Source organism: Geminocystis herdmanii PCC 6308, from assembly GCF_000332235.1.
In the GTDB taxonomy this organism is placed as follows: domain Bacteria; phylum Cyanobacteriota; class Cyanobacteriia; order Cyanobacteriales; family Cyanobacteriaceae; genus Geminocystis; species Geminocystis herdmanii.
Map to the genome: position 1 here is coordinate 4187492 of NZ_CM001775.1, position 15063 is coordinate 4202554.

The following is a 15063-nucleotide window of genomic DNA, read 5'->3' on the forward strand; positions in this document are numbered from 1 at the left end:
AAGTAACTTTACCAAAATAATCATAGTACTTTTGTTAGCACTAATTGTAAATTTCAGTATCAGTGATGAAGGGTTTGCTAATATTATTAAACAAACGGAAGGACAAGAACAAGTATTATATCAAGCTCGACATCGTTTAGTCGATAATCAAGGTAACAGTTGGCAAACTATCCTTTTTAAAAGAGTTAAAGAAGGAAAAATAATTGATTTGAATTTACGGTTAGTCGGTTTTCCTGATGTGGTAAAATTCAATCATCCTCAAGATTTAATTGTCACTACCCTTAATGATGAAGACATGAAAGCAAGGGATGAATTTGCTGAAAAACCTCCTGCCGAAAATGTTGGACAAGTTGGACAATATGACTTTAAGAATATTTTACCAGTCTCGATCGAACAAAAATATCTAACCTTATTATTACCCGTTCAAGAAAAATCTCTCACCCTAAAAATACCCTATCCTGTGCTTTTAGAATGGCAAGAAATTGCAACCAACAATTCTTAATCTTAACCTTTGATTAATGATTTTAAGCAGAATTAAGGTATATTAGAGATAATAACCTGCTTTAATCTCGGCACAAATCAAAGAGCGATTGACTGTTAACGAAAAACTTACTAAACTTAGTTATAGTTTACTATATAGTTAAGTTTTATGGTTTATAGACCCCATGAATTTGCCAAATTAATAAAGAAGATCGGTTTCAACCCTTAGAAGATGGGATTTTGAAGGAAGGTTAGTCGCAAAAAGAACCATTGGAAATCAACGTTATTACGATGAAAATGATTTACAATTAGCACTTAATCTTCCTACTTCTTTGGATGAAAGAAAAACTGTTGTTTATTGTCGAGTATCTTCATCAGGGCAAAAGGATGATTTAAACTCCCAAATTAAAGCGATGGAATCTTTTTGTTTAGGTGGTGGGATTCCAGTAGATGAGTGGATTACAGAAATCGGCGGAGGATTAAACTTTAAACGTAAAAAGTTTTTATCGATTATGAAAGGTATTAGACTGGGTGAGATTAATCATTTAATTGTCGCCCATAAAGACCGATTAGTTCGCTTTGGTTTCGACTTTTTTGAGGAATACTGTGACTGGTACAGCTGTAAATTAACCGTAGCAAATCAACAATCCTTATCTCCAGAACAAGAAATGGTAGAAGATTTGTTAGCTATTGTTCAGACTTTTTCTTGTCGTTTATACGGTTTAAGAAGCTACTCAAAAAAACTTCAAGAAATCTTAACAAATGATACTTTACAATCTCCCTAGATATTGTTATACTTGATTAAGTTAGTAAAGTTTAATTATTATGTTTAGTCTTAAGCTAGAACTGAAATTAAATAACAAAGAGAAAACTCTTATGGCACAGCACGCTGGGTTCTCTCGCTTTGTTTATAATTATGGTTTAGCGTTAATGGGAATGATTAATCATCAGGAAATTAAGGGAAGTTCTAGCTATAAGATTGACACTATTAAAAAATTATTTACTAACTACACTAAGAAGCAACCAGAATATGCTTGGTGTAATAATCTTAGTTCTAGGGTATATCAAAATGCTTTTCGAGATTTGAAAACTGCCTACTCAAGATACTTTCAAGGGTTAGGGGAGCAACCTGTCTTTAAAAGGAAGAAAGATAAACAATCATTTAGAGTCGAGTCGAGTAATGGTAAAGTATTATTAGAAGCAGGAAAAACTATCAAAATACCAACTTTAAGTACTTTTAGATTGAAGGAGGCAATTCCTTTTTCTTGTGTTTCTCAAACTTTTACCATTAGTAAATCGGCGGATAAATGGTTTGTTAGTTTCTCTATTGATGCGGATAGATTACCGCCAAGAATCCATCCCGTAATTGAACCTGTTGGCATTGACTTAGGCAGTAAAACTTTTGCGACTCTAAGTGATGGAAATGTAATTGAAAGTCCACGTCCTTTTAAACAAGCGAAAACCAAGCTAGGACAACTACAATACCGCAACCGTCATAAACAATTAGGGAATCGCAAAAAAGGAGTGAAAGCTAGTCATAATGCTAAGAAATATCAAGATAAAGTTAGGAAACAACATTACAAGGTGGCTTGTCAACGTCTGGATTTTTTACAGCAGACTACGACAAGGTTATGTAAGACTTATGGTCATATCAAGATTGAGAATCTTAACGTTAAAGGTATGATGGCGAATCACAAGTTAGCGAGTTCCATTGCTGATTTGGGAATGTATGAGTTTAAACGTCAACTAACTTATAAAGCTCTGTGGTATGCTAATCGTGTTGATATAATCGATCAATGGTATCCATCGTCAAAAAAATGTAGTAATTGTGAGCAGAAAAAAGAAACTTTGTCTTTGTCTGACAGGCTATATACTTGTGATGAGTGTGGCTTAAGGATCGATCGTGATTTGAATGCCTCGATCAACTTGGAAAAAGCACCTGAAGAAGTAATTATAGAAAAAATAGGTTGGGTTACAGCCGAATTAACGTCTGTGGACAGTATCAAGCCGACTTGACTGGTAGAAGCAGAAAGTAAACGCTATAGTGAGTAACTATAGATAAGTTTTATATAACAGAAAAGAAAAAAAATGAACAAGGTTAATATTCGTGGAGTAGATCACTTTTTTCAATTTACTGAAAGTAATTTTTCTGACTCCTCTCGTCCAGTATTAATATTCATTCATGGATGGTTACTGTCTCATCAATATTGGACACCTTTAATCGATCGAATCAAAGATCAATATTCTTGTTTAGCCTATGATTTAAGAGGGTTTGGGGCATCTCAACTACCCGATGATTCATTAACCTTCAGTTTTGATTTATACAGTTACGCCCAAGATTTACAAGAATTATTAACCCAATTAAACATCAAAAAGGCTTGGTTAATCGGTCATTCCTTGGGTGGTAGTATTGCTTTATGGGGGGCTGATATTTGTTCAGAAGTCGTACAAGGAGTAATTTGCGTTAATGCTGGGGGAGGCATCTATCTGAAAGAAGAATTTGAGCGATTTCGCAAAGCAGGAGAAAATCTCGTTAAATTTCGCCCTCCTTGGTTTTCCCATTTACCCTTATTTGATGTCATTTTTTCTCGTATGATGGTTAAACGCCCCCTTAATCTGAAATGGGGAAAATCTCGCTTAGAAGACTTTATCCGTGCCGATGAAAAGGCGGCTATCGGTTCATTACTAGAATCCACTACAGAAAACGAAGTTCATTATTTGCCCCAAATAGTCGCCCGTTTACCTCAACCAGTATATTTTATAGCGGGAAAACAAGATCAAATTATGGAACCTCAATATGTTAAACATTTAGCTAGTTTTCATCATCTGTTTCAACACCATCAAGATAATGTTTATGAAATAGAAGAGTGTGGACATTTTGCCATGTTAGAACAAACAGAATTGGTGACAGATTATACCGTAAAAATTATTCAACAATATCACACTAATATCTGTGAAGATAAAATGCTACGATAGATAAATAGGTGTTGATTGATAATTATAAATTTAGGAATTACGCACTAATAACATGATTCTAGCTCGATCGAGGTTCAGAATCTCTAAATCTTTCATTTTTTCTAATGCGTAATCTTTAAACTATCATAACGCCATACAAAGTTCATTATATTTGGATAATTTTCCTTTTAAACTATGCTCAATACGCTATTATCACTATTGATGTTTCTGATCATTTTTTCACCTCAAATCATCAAAATTAGTTAAAATCGAGATTCTTAAATTATTTACTCCTGATGGAAAAAAAATTCACCTTGGGAAGTTTTACCATTACAATTATCCTCAAAATTATATTGATCTTTAGCAGTGTAAGGAGAAATCTATGTTAGACCGTAAAATTTATCAAATGTATAAAGAAGGTTGTGATGTATCGGTTTTCCTGCGAGATCAACAACGTTGGATTGAAGACGCACAAATTATTGGTATTGAAGGCGATATTGTTGTGATTCGCTATGAAATGGAAGAAGATTACGAAAACAGTTCTTGGGAAGAATTTGTTCGCCTTGAAAGTATCGGGGCTGTCAGTCGTAAATTAGCCTCTGTACCGAGGGGGTACGGCGAAATTCTCGTATCCGATGATTGCCCTGAAGCAGAGCAAATTTATCCCCGTCACGAGGGAGACTAAAATAGTGGACAGGTGAACAGGTGGATAGATGGACAGGCAGACAGGAAGACAGGGAGAGTTTTTAAATTCTTAATTCTTAATTCTTAATTCTTAATTCTTAATGACATTAGATAAATTTCAAGTTTGTGAGGGAGATTTACCCCTCGATATATTTAATCGCTATTTTAAAGCGGATTCTTTAGCCATAGATACGGAAACTATGGGGTTAGTACCTCAGCGCGATCGACTTTGTTTAGTACAAATATGCGATCGAGATGGTTTTGTCACCGCCATTCGCATTGCTAAAGGGCAAACAGAAGCCCCTTACCTGACTCAATTATTAGAATCAGAAAAAATTACTAAGATTTTTCACTATGCCCGTTTTGATGTGGCTCAATTTAAACATACTTTTGGGGTAGAAACAAAATCAGTTTTTTGTACCAAAATAGCGAGTAAAATTGCTCGTACTTATACTCAAAGTCACGGTTTAAAAAGTTTAGTACAAGAATTAGAAGGTATCGAATTAGATAAAAAAGCTCAAAGCTCCGATTGGGGTAATGTTAATAGTTTATCACCAGAACAATTAAGCTATGCGGGTAACGATGTTCGTTATCTTATCCCCGTCAAAGACAAATTAATTACTATGTTACAAAGAGAAGATCGTTGGGAATTGACTCAAAGATGTTTTTCTGCTATCTCTTTATTTGTGGATTTAGATTTAATGTATTATAGCAATGTCTTTGAACATCAAGGCTAAATTTTCGATCGAAGTGAAGAGGAGTTACCAAAAAAGTTTGTAGTAATGGCTTTAGCCATTTATGAATAAGGGTTAAAACCCCTTACTACGAACTTGATTTAATGGTGAATTTTTTTGCTTAATTTTGCTTTTAATTCCCATTTAATACGATTTAAAATTGAGGTTTCATCGAGGGAATTAATAATGTTTTTTACCACCGTTAAAGGGCTATTTTCTCCCCATGATGCTCCATTGGCTAAATAAACTTTTGTAGCTTGTCCTATAACATAAGTCGAAAACCCTGCGATCGAACCTTGAGTAATAGCAACAGAAACATAGGGAACGACACTTAACCCTCCTGTAACGGGAGTTGCTAAACCTAACAAGCCTTTGAGGGAACTTAAACCAAAGGTGACTAAAATATCACTAGCAGTAATTCCTCCTAAACTGAAGGCAATTTTTTGTAATAGTTTAATGGCGCTTTGTTGCGTCATGGGAATACCATAATATTGGGAAAGGGTTAATATCATCGCCACATCAATAATTGCTCCTGTAAATAAATCTAAAGCCGTGACAGGATTTAGGGCGATGGCGGTGGCTTTTGTCATGACAGTTTTTTGAATAATTTTTTGAGCTTCTTTTTCTCTCCAAATCAATTTTTGTTTTACTAATTTTTCGTTAATTTCCCCTGTAAATAACATGGTATTTAATGCTACTAAAGATTTACCTTCTTGATGGAGAATTTCTAAAATTTTTACCTGCAAATCTTCAATTTGTGGTTTGCCTCGTTGACGAGTTATTTTGATTTTGCCATCTTTATCTTTCGTGGTAATGGCAATTAAAGGAGAAGCCGACACCATGACAATTTCATTGGGTGATAATAATTCTCTTACCCTGACATCCCTAATGGTAGAATAAATTTCCGCTCGATCGACTTCTGGATATTGATCAATTTTGTTGAATACCAGTAACATGGGTTTACCCACTTCTCTTAATTGACAAAGCGCTTGATATTCTACCCTCGTGATGTCTCCTGCGATAATAAATAGAATTAAATCCACTTGAGAAGCAATCTGATGCGCTAAGGCTTCCCTTGTTTCTCCGTCAATTTCATCAATGCCGGGGGTGTCTATTAATTGAATTTGGACATTTTCCACCGCCTTAATTAATTTTTGGACTTTTTGCTCACTATCGCCAATATTTTCTTTATCTAAACGCCAATTAGTTTGATCTATCTCACGGGTGACACCATGTAAAGCTCCCGTAACAAAAATTTCTTGTCCCACTAAAGCATTTAAAACACTAGATTTTCCTCTGCCAACCATACCAAAAGCGGCAATGGAAATCACTGAATCTTCTAATTTTTGTAATAGTTGACTTAAATGTTCAATATCTGTTTCTAAACCTTGTTTTTCTTCTTCTTTTAAATCAAGATTAAGTAATAAATTTTCTAAAGATTGTTGTGCTTGTTTATAGTTAATTTCTCCTTGCAAATGAGCAAAATCAAGAATAGTATTTTCCCAATCTTCTTCTTCCCATTGATTCATCATTTTTTTTATTGCTAAAATTTAACATCGATATATAAATCTGATATAGGAAAACTAAGCTCGATCGATTCTAAATTAACCTCAATATTTTCTCCTTTAGTTTCTTCAAATAACCATTTATTTTCCCCTGTTTTAGTATAACTTTCTATGGTATAGTCAAACTGACTAATCAATATATATTGTTTTAAAGTAGGAATAGAACGATAATAATAAAACTTATCTTTTCGATCGTAATTAGCCGTAGAAGGAGACAAAATTTCAATAATTAAACAGGGATTTAACACTTCATCTTGACGATTATTATGTAACATTATTTTCCCCTCAATTACCATAATATCGGGATAAGTTGCTTTTTTAAATTCGGGAATATATAAGCGTAAATCGCTAGTAAAAACCTCACGATTTGTATTTTGAAAAGCTAAATCTAAAATACGAACTAAGTTACGAATAATGCGATTATGATTAATTGTGCCACCAGTCATTTCTTCAATTTCTCCATTACAAAATTCATGTCTAACATCGCTATTTTCTTCTAAAGCATAATATTCATCTAAAGAATAAATATGTTGTGTTTGTGGGGTGTCAATATCAATATCAATGTTAGGTTTTGCTTGTAATAAAATCATAATGATTTACTCCTAATCAACGTCTATAATCCATACTATAATTTTTTTACTCGTAATGACCATAATTCTTAATTTACAGCTATACTTGTAAATGATTTAGTTTACCTTAAAACCCGTATTTCCTTGAGTGTTAATCAATTATACCTGAGTTCAATAAAAGAATTCTTGAGGTTAATAGGTTGCAGGTTGCAGGTTAACAATTTCTTTGTTTAGATCAATTAATTACTTAATTTCATTTGGATAAAATCAATTTTTGTTCAACTTTTTTACCTTATCTTTACCTGATACCTAACACCTACCTCAGTTCGACATAAAGAAAATGATGAAAACTAGACAGGTGGACAAGTGGACAAGTGGACAGGGAGAAAAATTCTCAATATTTGATGTACTTTTGAGAGAATTTTATTCATTCATCAGAAATACAATCTTCCTGTCTTCCTGTCTTCGGAGTCTTCCAAGTCAGCCCTCACCTATTTTTATATCGAACTCAGGTAACACCTGATACCTGACACCTTATCTTAACCGATGATTTTATGTCGAACTCAGGTGATGCTTATTTAGCTGATTGAATCAATAACCATGTCCCCGTACCTAAACCCAAGAAGTTGGGCAACCATGCCGCCATAAAAGGGGTTAAGATGCCCCAAATGCCCATAGATTCACTGACAAAAGACAGTAAATAATAAGAGAAAATTAAACCGACACAAATACCAAAACTGGTAGCTTTATTGGTGTTTTGAGGACGCACTCCCAAAGCAGCACCGATTAAACCGAACACTACACAGACAAAAGGAAGGGATATTTTCCCTTGAATTCTAACTAAAATTTTACGAATTTCTTTTTCGTTGGCTTCTAATTTGACGATTTTTAAATGTTCCCTAGCTTGGGCTATACTCATTTCATCATAACTTGGTGGTCTTTGGGCTAAGTCTAAAGGCGCTCTTGATAAGGCTAATTGTTGATGTTCAAAACGAACTATGTTACGGTATGCTCCATCGGGAGAAATTAGATAAATTGTACCGTTGAAAAAATCCCAAACATTTTCTCCAATATTCCATGTGGCGGTTTTTGAGGTTAAAATCTGGTTTACTCCGTCTCTGGAAAGGTCTAAAATTGTTAAATCTTTCATCTGCTCTCCGTTAAATTCTTCCGCATAGAACAAACGAACTAGCACTGAATGACGACTACCATCTTCATGTTCTACGGTGGTGTATTCTGGATATAATATATTACGATCTTTAAAGGTGGGACGCACTCTGTCTAAGGCTTTTTGCAGGGTTAGGGTGGCTTGTCGATTGGCAGATGGACTCACTACATCATTAATAAAAAAGGTTATTCCTGTGACAACTAGGCTTAAAAGAATCGCTGGAATCACTAGACGATAAACGTTGACACCGATACTTTTTAGAGCAATAATTTCGCTATCGCTAGATAAACGGCTATAAGCCATGAGGGTGGCGAGTAATACTGACATGGGGAATGCAAGAGCAATAAATTCGGGCATTCTCAGCAGTAAAATTTTTAAGGCAACGGTTAATAATAGCCCTGATTCAGTTACTTTGCGGATTAGTTCAAAGAGTGTGCCGATGGACAATCCTAAAGAGGTAAATAGCCCGATACCAAAGAGAAAGGGTAATAATAGTTCGATCGTGATGTATCGATCCATCACTGATATTTGGGGTAAAGATAGTTGGAATTTGGGTTCTTTTTCCATGGGATTTAGACTTGAAAATTATCTCCTAAATAATATTGTCTGACGAGGGGGTTATTGTAAAGTTCTTCTCCCGTACCTGATGCTAAGATTTGACCTTCTCTCATGATATACGATCGATTGGTAATAGCTAAAGTTTCTCGCACATTATGATCTGTAATTAAGATACCCATACCTCGATCTTTTAGTCCGGCGATAATGTCTTGAATTTCTGATACTGCAATGGGATCAACCCCAGCAAAAGGTTCATCTAACAATAAAAATCTCGGACCATCTTTTCCCACGGCTAACGCCCTTGCTAACTCGGTTCTACGTCTTTCCCCCCCTGAAACCTGAGAACCTTGGGTATCCACTACTTTATCCAAACGAAATTCTGAGATTAATTGTTCTAAACGCATTTTGCGAAAACGGGAAGAAGCATTTGTTTGTTCTAACACTAACTCTATATTTTCTTTGACGGTCAAATTTCTAAAAATACTAGCTTGTTGGGTTAAGTAACCAATACCTAATTTAGCTCGTTTATTTAACTGTAATTTAGTAATATTATCTTCATCTAAATAAACATTACCCTCGTTAGGCTTGACTAAACCTGTAGCAATATAAAAAGTGGTGGTTTTACCAGCTCCATTAGGTCCTAATAAACCGACTATTTCTCCTTGAGAAACCTTAACGTTAACCCGATTAACAATACATCTTTTGCCATAGTATTTATGGACATTATCTAATAATAATTTCATTATAATGAGCAATTTATCATTAATATATACTTAACAAGGTCATAACTTGAATTTTTCAAAAATGCCTATTTTCTAACTTTTTTACTCTATCCAATACCCAGAGATTATAGTCAACATCGTATAAAATTTTTTTTCAGTTTTTAATGGAGCTACCATTTATTGATTCTCCTAACTAATATTTAATTTTAGCTTAAATGTCGAGAGAAGCCCCACATCGTAAACACTCACCCAAACAAATTTGATAGCGTGAACTAACCTGAGTTTGATAAAAGAATTCTTGAGGTTAATGGGTTTCACCTCAGTTCGATATAAGAAAAGTGGTGAAAACGAGACAAGTGGACAAGTCGAATGGTAGAACATCATCTATTTTTATGGTTCACTCAGACAGATAACGTGATTATGTTACATATCTTCAGATTCAGAATAAAGATATTTTGCTTGAGAAAATAAAGCCTCACCAAAATTATAAAAAAAAACCCAACAAATAATTTATCTGTTAGGGTTTTAATGTTATGAAAAAATCAAATTGATTCTATTTTGTCTCAGCTTCAGAATTTTCTTTACTCAGCATACCGTATTTACGCAAGAATCGATCGACCCTACCTTCAGTATCAATGATTTTTTGAGTACCAGTGTAGAAAGGATGATTACCAGACCAAACCTCTACATTAATTTCAGGTTGAGTAGAACCAACACGCATAACTTCTTCACCGTTACAAATAACTTTCGCATCGGCATACCATTGGGGGTGTATTCCTTCTTTTGGCATTATCTTAATTTCCTTCTTATATTAATAATAATTTAAACAACAAAATACCATTTCTTCCCCCTTTGAAAGAGGAAAGATAACATATTAACGTTTAGAGTATTGAGGAGCTTTACGAGCTTTATGTAAACCATACTTCTTACGTTCTTTAGCACGGGGATCACGAGTTAAGTAACCTTCCGCTTTCAAAGGTTGACGATTCTCAGGATCGAGCTGACATAATGCACGGGCAACCCCTAATTTAACCGCATCCGACTGTCCAGTTAAACCACCGCCATGGGAATTGACTAAAATATCATACTCATTTTCTAACCCCAAAGTTTCAAGAGGAGCTTTTAAGGCTTGAATATAATCTTGAATTTGTTGAAAATATTCCGAACCTTCACGATTATTAACTTTGACTGCTCCTGTACCGGGTACAAGGCGAACTCTGGCAACGGAAGACTTACGACGACCTGTACCAAGATAAACTACTTTGTTAGACATTATTTATCTCCTCCGGGGATAGTATTAATGGTTAAAACTTCAGGTTTTTGGGCTGAATGAGGATGATTAGAACCAGTATAAACTTTAAGTTTAGTAAACAAAGTTCTACCTAAACTATTCTTAGGTAACATACCCTTAACAGCCGTTTCGATAATTCTTTCAGGGATACGTTTTTGTAACTTATCAAAAGTTTCCGTTTTCATCCCACCGGGGCGCCCTGAGTGACGGCGATAAAGTTTTTGTTCGCCTTTTTTACCAGTAACAACTACTTTTTCGGCATTAACAACAATGACAAAATCCCCTGTATCTAAGTGAGGGGTGAAAGTCGGTTTATTTTTTCCTCTTAAAACATTAGCAATTTCAGTGGCTAATCTGCCGAGGCGTTGATCTTGAGCATCAACAATAAACCATTTTTTTTCTATATCTTCTAGTTTAGGAACTATTGTTTTATTCATTTTAATTGAGACTTTTTAACTAAAAGTAAAAATAGGTTGAGTATTAAACCATATTGATTCTGGTATCGGAAAATCCTGATAACCTACTCTTAACAAACATAATCCTTTTGCTGGAGCTGAATATTTTACTAAGTCTCGCCGTCGATCGAGCCAAATATCTTGAAACTCTGACAAAGACTTTTTTCTTGTACCCACTTCTACTAACATCCCCACCAATAATCTGACCATACCATATAAAAAACCACTAGCTTGTATTTCAATATGTATCAGGTCTTCTTTTCGATCGCAACAAACCTCTTGCACTTCTAAAACTGAGTGTAAACGTTTAGAACCTGCTCTACGAAAAGCACTCAGATCGTGAACTCCCAGTAAAGGATTAAGCGCTTGTTGAATCAAAGATTCATCTAAAGGCTGATGATAGTAGTGCCAACTAAACGGTTGTAAAAATAGATTGGGAACTTTACCAGTATATATAGTATAACGATAACGTCGATATAACGCTGAAAAACAAGCGTGCCAATCATTTGCTACTTGTGCCGATGCCCTAATCAAAATATCATCAGGTAAACATCCATTGAGGACTTTTGCCCAACGATCGGGCGGTACAGCAGAATTAACATTAAAATGGGCTACTTGTGCCGCCCCATGAACACCGCTATCGGTTCTTCCTGCACCATGAATAGTGACAGAATGACCCACAATTAAGGCGATGGCATTTTCGATTTCCTCTTGAACAGTCTTATAATTAGGCTGTCTTTGCCAACCATGATAATTAGTACCTAAATACTGAATTACTAAAGCAATTCTTTTTGTGTCTTGGGTTTCATTACTCATGAATGGAAAAATTAGAAAATAGAATTAGACTAATTGAATGATCGCCATTTCAGCGTTATCACCCCGACGGCTTTTCGTACGTACAACTCTGGTATAACCACCATTACGAGAGCCATAACGTTCTTGAGCTTTAGCAAAAATGTCATTGACTAAATCTTTGTCATAGACATAACCTAAAGCCTTCCGTCGGGAAGCTAAAGAACCATCCTTAGCTAAAGTAATCATTTTATCAGCAGTAGTACGCACTGCTTTGGCACGAGCTTTAGTCGTGGTAATTTCACCTTCTCTCAATAACTGAGTAGTTAAAGCACGGAGAAGGGCTTTTCTTTGGTCTGCTGGTAAGCCTAATAAAGGCACTTTACAACGGTGACGCATTAATTTCCTCCTTAAATTATTTTTTGTTTTACAATACTCTTAAAGAATCACAAGATTTGAGGAAGATAATTCAGATAAAATATTTTTATCCGCTTGTCCACCTGTCCACCTGTCCACCTGTCCACCTTTCTTGATTAAGGAGTTGCGACGGGATCAGCACTTTGAATTAAATCACCAGCGGGAGAATCTTTCATTTTCCCCTCTGCTAAAGTAATTCCTAAACGCTGCTGCAAGGCTTCGATCACTTCTTCCGCAGATTTTTGACCGAAATTCTTGATTTCTAAGAGGTCATCTTGAGAATATTCTAATAAATCAGCTACCGTATTGATTTGTGCTCGTTTCAAACAGTTGTAGGCACGAACTGAGAGATTTAATTCTTCGATGGGGATTTGACTTGAAGGATCTTCTGGTTCTTCCATTTCTTCTGGTTGTCCCGAAATACTGGTAACGTCCATTAATGGGGTAAATAAATCTACCAAAATTGCCGATGCTTCTGAAAGAGCTTCTTCAGGTTTAATGCTTCCATTCGTCCATATTTCTAAAATAAGTCGATCGCACAATTCACCTTCATGACGAATTTCTTCTACGGAGAAGTTAACCTTCGTCACCGGCATAAACACAGAATCAATCTGCAAAAAATCGAGAGAACTATTTTCATCTTTGCCTTTTAGAATGGCTCGATAACCAATACCTTTCTCAACTTTAAATTCCATCTCCAATTTTGCACCTTTACCCAAGGTACAAATATACTGACTCGGTTCGACTACTTCTATTTCTGATGGTAAATCAAATTTAGACGCAGTAACAGTACAGGGACCTACAGCTACTAAACGACCAATTTGAGGTGTATGAGTATAGCTTTTAAAGGTAATCCCTTTCATGTTGAGCATGATTTCTAAAACATCTTCTCTTACCCCTTCCACCACCGCAAATTCATGATTTACCCCTGCGATTCTGACGGCGGTAACGGCGGCCCCTTCTAAGTTGGACAACATTACTCGTCTCAAGGAATTACCCAAAGTTATACCTTGCCCTCTTCCCAAAGGTTCTAGTACAAATTTGCCATATTGTCCATGATTTTTTTGAGTTTTATGTACTAAGCAATCTATTTTAAACACAGCCACAGTGGTTATTTCCTCGATTTATGAAGTCAGGTTTAGATACAAAGATTTTGATAATCAATTTTTCCTTGGGGAAGTTGCTGATTATCATTAAGTTTTAGACTCTGCGTCTTTTAGGGGGGCGACAGCCATTGTGAGGAATGGGGGTAATATCTCGAATTAATGTAATTTCTAATCCTGCTCCTTGTAAAGCACGGATGGCAGTTTCTCTACCTGCCCCCGGTCCACTAACCATCACATCCACTTGTCTCATTCCATTATCCATTGCGGTTCTAGCTGCGCTGTCTGCCGCCGTTTGAGCTGCAAAGGGTGTACCTTTTTTTGCTCCTTTAAAACCACTAGAACCTGCTGTTGCCCATGAAATCACGTTTCCCATCGTATCCGTAATAGTTACGATCGTATTGTTGAATGTGGATTTAATATGAGCAACGCCACTGGGAATGTTTTTCTTTTGTTTTTTCGGTGTTCCCCTTTTTGTGGGTCTTGCCATGCCGGATATACCTCTTTAACTGAATTTGTTTAATTTAAGTTTTAGATTTAGTTAGTTTTTTTAAGCTGTGATGTTGTGTCACTAGGCATGATGTAAGGTGATCTTAGGTTTTTGCAACCCAAACTGAACGGTATTCAGGATGCTGATACTAAAATGCAATCCTTGTATCTCTCTATTTCTTAGGAGCTTTTTTCTTCCCTGCGATCGCCACTCTGCGACCACGGCGAGTTCTAGCATTAGTACGAGTTCTTTGTCCTCTCAAGGGCAATCCTTGACGGTGACGACGACCTCTGTAAGTGCCAATGTCCCCTAAACGCTTAATATTCATCGCTTCTAAGCGACGTAAATCTCCCTCGATTTGAAAGTTCTCATCGATGTAGGCTCTTAGTTTTGTGACATCTTCATCACTCAAATCTCTAACTCTGGTGTCTGGGTTTACCCCTGTCGCTGCCAGAATTTTTTGAGATGAGGTTAAACCGATGCCATACAAGTAGGTAAGTCCTATTTCGACTCGTTTGTCACGAGGTAAGTCAATACCAGAAATCCTTGCCATGTTTTCGTTTCCTTTATTAGTCTCGTTATTTTTACCAAAAATTAGTCAAACTCACCATTAATGAGTTAGACTTGTGTTTAAGATTTTATCCCTGACGTTGTTTATGTTTGGGGTTGGAACAGATCACCATCACCCGTCCTTTACGGCGGATAACACGACACTTGTCGCAAATTTTTTTGACTGATGCTCTTACTTTCATAGTAGTAGTTTACACTGCAAGCTTTTAATTATAACAGGATATGAGGATCACTGTCAAATAGTGAATAATTGACAATTTTCATTGTCTTGTATTTAGCCTTTTTTGCCTTTTAATCGGTAAGTTATTCTTCCTTTACTTAAATCGTAAGGGGTTAATTCTACTTTGACTCGATCGCCCGGTAGAATTTTGATATAATTACGTCTAATTTTTCCAGCAATATGGGCTAATACGTTAAAACCGTTATCTAAATCAACTCGAAACATTGCGTTAGGGAGGGATTCAGTTACAGTTCCTTCCATTTCAATCAGATCTTTTTTCGACATAGTAT

Annotated in this window: 19 protein-coding genes and 1 pseudogene; 6 read left to right on the forward strand and 14 right to left on the reverse strand. The window is 35.8% G+C overall.

The features are described 5' to 3' along the window. The first annotated feature begins 31 nt into the window (after window positions 1–31). The 6 genes and pseudogenes from SYN6308_RS20835 to SYN6308_RS20860 all read left to right on the forward strand — a co-directional run bounded on the left by SYN6308_RS20835 (window position 32) and on the right by SYN6308_RS20860 (window position 4856). Window positions 32–502 carry a DUF3122 domain-containing protein gene (locus SYN6308_RS20835; RefSeq protein WP_237741237.1) on the forward strand — a complete coding sequence of 157 codons (471 nt, stop codon included), beginning with the start codon at window positions 32–34 and terminating at the stop codon, window positions 500–502. 187 nt (window positions 503–689) lie between these two features. Continuing rightward, window positions 690–1265 (forward strand): annotated as a pseudogene (locus tag SYN6308_RS23140) (IS607 family transposase); the annotation flags it as partial. Between the two features lie 91 nt (window positions 1266–1356). After that, on the forward strand, window positions 1357–2496 hold the full coding sequence (locus tag SYN6308_RS23145) for an RNA-guided endonuclease InsQ/TnpB family protein (RefSeq protein ID WP_237741238.1): 1140 nt from the start codon (window positions 1357–1359) through the stop codon (window positions 2494–2496). A 72-nt stretch (window positions 2497–2568) separates the two neighbouring features. Next, the gene (locus tag SYN6308_RS20850) at window positions 2569–3456 is read left to right on the forward strand and encodes an alpha/beta fold hydrolase (RefSeq protein WP_017296408.1); all 888 of its coding nucleotides are present in this window, start codon (window positions 2569–2571) and stop codon (window positions 3454–3456) included. A gap of 361 nt (window positions 3457–3817) precedes the next feature. Further along, on the forward strand, window positions 3818–4120 hold the full coding sequence (locus SYN6308_RS20855; RefSeq protein WP_017296409.1) for a DUF6679 family protein: 303 nt from the start codon (window positions 3818–3820) through the stop codon (window positions 4118–4120). 100 nt (window positions 4121–4220) lie between these two features. Beyond that, window positions 4221–4856 (forward strand): ribonuclease H-like domain-containing protein, encoded by a 636-nt coding sequence (locus tag SYN6308_RS20860; RefSeq protein ID WP_017296410.1) that lies wholly within the window; start codon window positions 4221–4223, stop codon window positions 4854–4856. Between the two features lie 98 nt (window positions 4857–4954). Here the strand turns inward: SYN6308_RS20860 and SYN6308_RS20865 are convergent, their stop codons facing one another. From SYN6308_RS20865 to infA, 14 genes are all read right to left on the reverse strand, one after another. Then, a complete protein-coding gene (locus SYN6308_RS20865) occupies window positions 4955–6382 on the reverse strand; it encodes a GTP-binding protein (protein WP_017296411.1) in 1428 nt (475 codons plus the stop codon). Between the two features lie 14 nt (window positions 6383–6396). Continuing rightward, window positions 6397–7008: a Uma2 family endonuclease gene (locus SYN6308_RS20870; protein ID WP_017296412.1), complete on the reverse strand. Its 612-nt coding sequence runs from the start codon at window positions 7006–7008 to the stop codon at window positions 6397–6399. A 553-nt stretch (window positions 7009–7561) separates the two neighbouring features. Next, window positions 7562–8722: an LptF/LptG family permease gene (locus tag SYN6308_RS20875; RefSeq protein ID WP_017296413.1), complete on the reverse strand. Its 1161-nt coding sequence runs from the start codon at window positions 8720–8722 to the stop codon at window positions 7562–7564. Window positions 8723–8727: 5 nt separating this feature from the next. Next, window positions 8728–9456, reverse strand: a complete 729-nt coding sequence (gene lptB / locus SYN6308_RS20880; protein ID WP_017296414.1) for an LPS export ABC transporter ATP-binding protein — start codon at window positions 9454–9456, stop codon at window positions 8728–8730. A gap of 532 nt (window positions 9457–9988) precedes the next feature. Beyond that, a complete protein-coding gene (rpmE, locus tag SYN6308_RS20885; protein ID WP_017296415.1) occupies window positions 9989–10225 on the reverse strand; it encodes a 50S ribosomal protein L31 in 237 nt (78 codons plus the stop codon). A gap of 84 nt (window positions 10226–10309) precedes the next feature. Next, window positions 10310–10708 carry a 30S ribosomal protein S9 gene (rpsI, locus tag SYN6308_RS20890; protein WP_017296416.1) on the reverse strand — a complete coding sequence of 133 codons (399 nt, stop codon included), beginning with the start codon at window positions 10706–10708 and terminating at the stop codon, window positions 10310–10312. Beyond that, window positions 10708–11163, reverse strand: coding sequence for a 50S ribosomal protein L13 (rplM, locus tag SYN6308_RS20895; protein ID WP_017296417.1), 456 nt, complete (start codon window positions 11161–11163; stop codon window positions 10708–10710). The genes rpsI and rplM overlap by 1 nt, the downstream gene beginning before the upstream one ends. A 15-nt stretch (window positions 11164–11178) precedes the next feature. After that, window positions 11179–11997, reverse strand: coding sequence for a tRNA pseudouridine(38-40) synthase TruA (truA, locus tag SYN6308_RS20900; RefSeq protein WP_017296418.1), 819 nt, complete (start codon window positions 11995–11997; stop codon window positions 11179–11181). Window positions 11998–12021: 24 nt separating this feature from the next. Then, entirely contained in the window at window positions 12022–12372 is a 351-nt protein-coding gene (rplQ, locus tag SYN6308_RS20905; protein ID WP_017296419.1) for a 50S ribosomal protein L17, read from the reverse strand. 134 nt (window positions 12373–12506) lie between these two features. Continuing rightward, window positions 12507–13496 (reverse strand): DNA-directed RNA polymerase subunit alpha, encoded by a 990-nt coding sequence (locus SYN6308_RS20910; RefSeq protein WP_017296420.1) that lies wholly within the window; start codon window positions 13494–13496, stop codon window positions 12507–12509. A 94-nt stretch (window positions 13497–13590) separates the two neighbouring features. After that, complete coding sequence (gene rpsK, locus SYN6308_RS20915) at window positions 13591–13983, reverse strand: 30S ribosomal protein S11 (RefSeq protein ID WP_017296421.1); 393 nt, start codon at window positions 13981–13983, stop codon at window positions 13591–13593. Window positions 13984–14155: 172 nt separating this feature from the next. After that, the gene (gene rpsM / locus SYN6308_RS20920; RefSeq protein ID WP_017296422.1) at window positions 14156–14536 is read right to left on the reverse strand and encodes a 30S ribosomal protein S13; all 381 of its coding nucleotides are present in this window, start codon (window positions 14534–14536) and stop codon (window positions 14156–14158) included. A gap of 85 nt (window positions 14537–14621) precedes the next feature. Next, window positions 14622–14735: a 50S ribosomal protein L36 gene (gene rpmJ / locus SYN6308_RS24130; RefSeq protein ID WP_071590996.1), complete on the reverse strand. Its 114-nt coding sequence runs from the start codon at window positions 14733–14735 to the stop codon at window positions 14622–14624. Window positions 14736–14827: 92 nt separating this feature from the next. Further along, on the reverse strand, window positions 14828–15058 hold the full coding sequence (gene infA / locus SYN6308_RS20925) for a translation initiation factor IF-1 (RefSeq protein WP_017296423.1): 231 nt from the start codon (window positions 15056–15058) through the stop codon (window positions 14828–14830). Window positions 15059–15063: the final 5 nt, after the last annotated feature.

What these genes read in the sequence shown, in the direction of transcription:
- SYN6308_RS23145 (WP_237741238.1), top strand. Translation starts at nt 1,357, where the DNA reads ATGGCACAGCACGCTGGGTTCTCTCGCTTTGTTTATAATTATGGTTTA.
- SYN6308_RS20850 (WP_017296408.1), top strand. Translation starts at nt 2,569, where the DNA reads ATGAACAAGGTTAATATTCGTGGAGTAGATCACTTTTTTCAATTTACT.
- SYN6308_RS20855 (WP_017296409.1), top strand. Translation starts at nt 3,818, where the DNA reads ATGTTAGACCGTAAAATTTATCAAATGTATAAAGAAGGTTGTGATGTA.
- SYN6308_RS20860 (WP_017296410.1), top strand. Translation starts at nt 4,221, where the DNA reads ATGACATTAGATAAATTTCAAGTTTGTGAGGGAGATTTACCCCTCGAT.
- SYN6308_RS20865 (WP_017296411.1), bottom strand. Translation starts at nt 6,382, where the DNA reads ATGAATCAATGGGAAGAAGAAGATTGGGAAAATACTATTCTTGATTTT.
- SYN6308_RS20870 (WP_017296412.1), bottom strand. Translation starts at nt 7,008, where the DNA reads ATGATTTTATTACAAGCAAAACCTAACATTGATATTGATATTGACACC.
- SYN6308_RS20875 (WP_017296413.1), bottom strand. Translation starts at nt 8,722, where the DNA reads ATGGAAAAAGAACCCAAATTCCAACTATCTTTACCCCAAATATCAGTG.
- lptB (WP_017296414.1), bottom strand. Translation starts at nt 9,456, where the DNA reads ATGAAATTATTATTAGATAATGTCCATAAATACTATGGCAAAAGATGT.
- rpmE (WP_017296415.1), bottom strand. Translation starts at nt 10,225, where the DNA reads ATGCCAAAAGAAGGAATACACCCCCAATGGTATGCCGATGCGAAAGTT.
- rpsI (WP_017296416.1), bottom strand. Translation starts at nt 10,708, where the DNA reads ATGTCTAACAAAGTAGTTTATCTTGGTACAGGTCGTCGTAAGTCTTCC.
- rplM (WP_017296417.1), bottom strand. Translation starts at nt 11,163, where the DNA reads ATGAATAAAACAATAGTTCCTAAACTAGAAGATATAGAAAAAAAATGG.
- truA (WP_017296418.1), bottom strand. Translation starts at nt 11,997, where the DNA reads ATGAGTAATGAAACCCAAGACACAAAAAGAATTGCTTTAGTAATTCAG.
- rplQ (WP_017296419.1), bottom strand. Translation starts at nt 12,372, where the DNA reads ATGCGTCACCGTTGTAAAGTGCCTTTATTAGGCTTACCAGCAGACCAA.
- rpsK (WP_017296421.1), bottom strand. Translation starts at nt 13,983, where the DNA reads ATGGCAAGACCCACAAAAAGGGGAACACCGAAAAAACAAAAGAAAAAC.
- rpsM (WP_017296422.1), bottom strand. Translation starts at nt 14,536, where the DNA reads ATGGCAAGGATTTCTGGTATTGACTTACCTCGTGACAAACGAGTCGAA.
- rpmJ (WP_071590996.1), bottom strand. Translation starts at nt 14,735, where the DNA reads ATGAAAGTAAGAGCATCAGTCAAAAAAATTTGCGACAAGTGTCGTGTT.
- infA (WP_017296423.1), bottom strand. Translation starts at nt 15,058, where the DNA reads ATGTCGAAAAAAGATCTGATTGAAATGGAAGGAACTGTAACTGAATCC.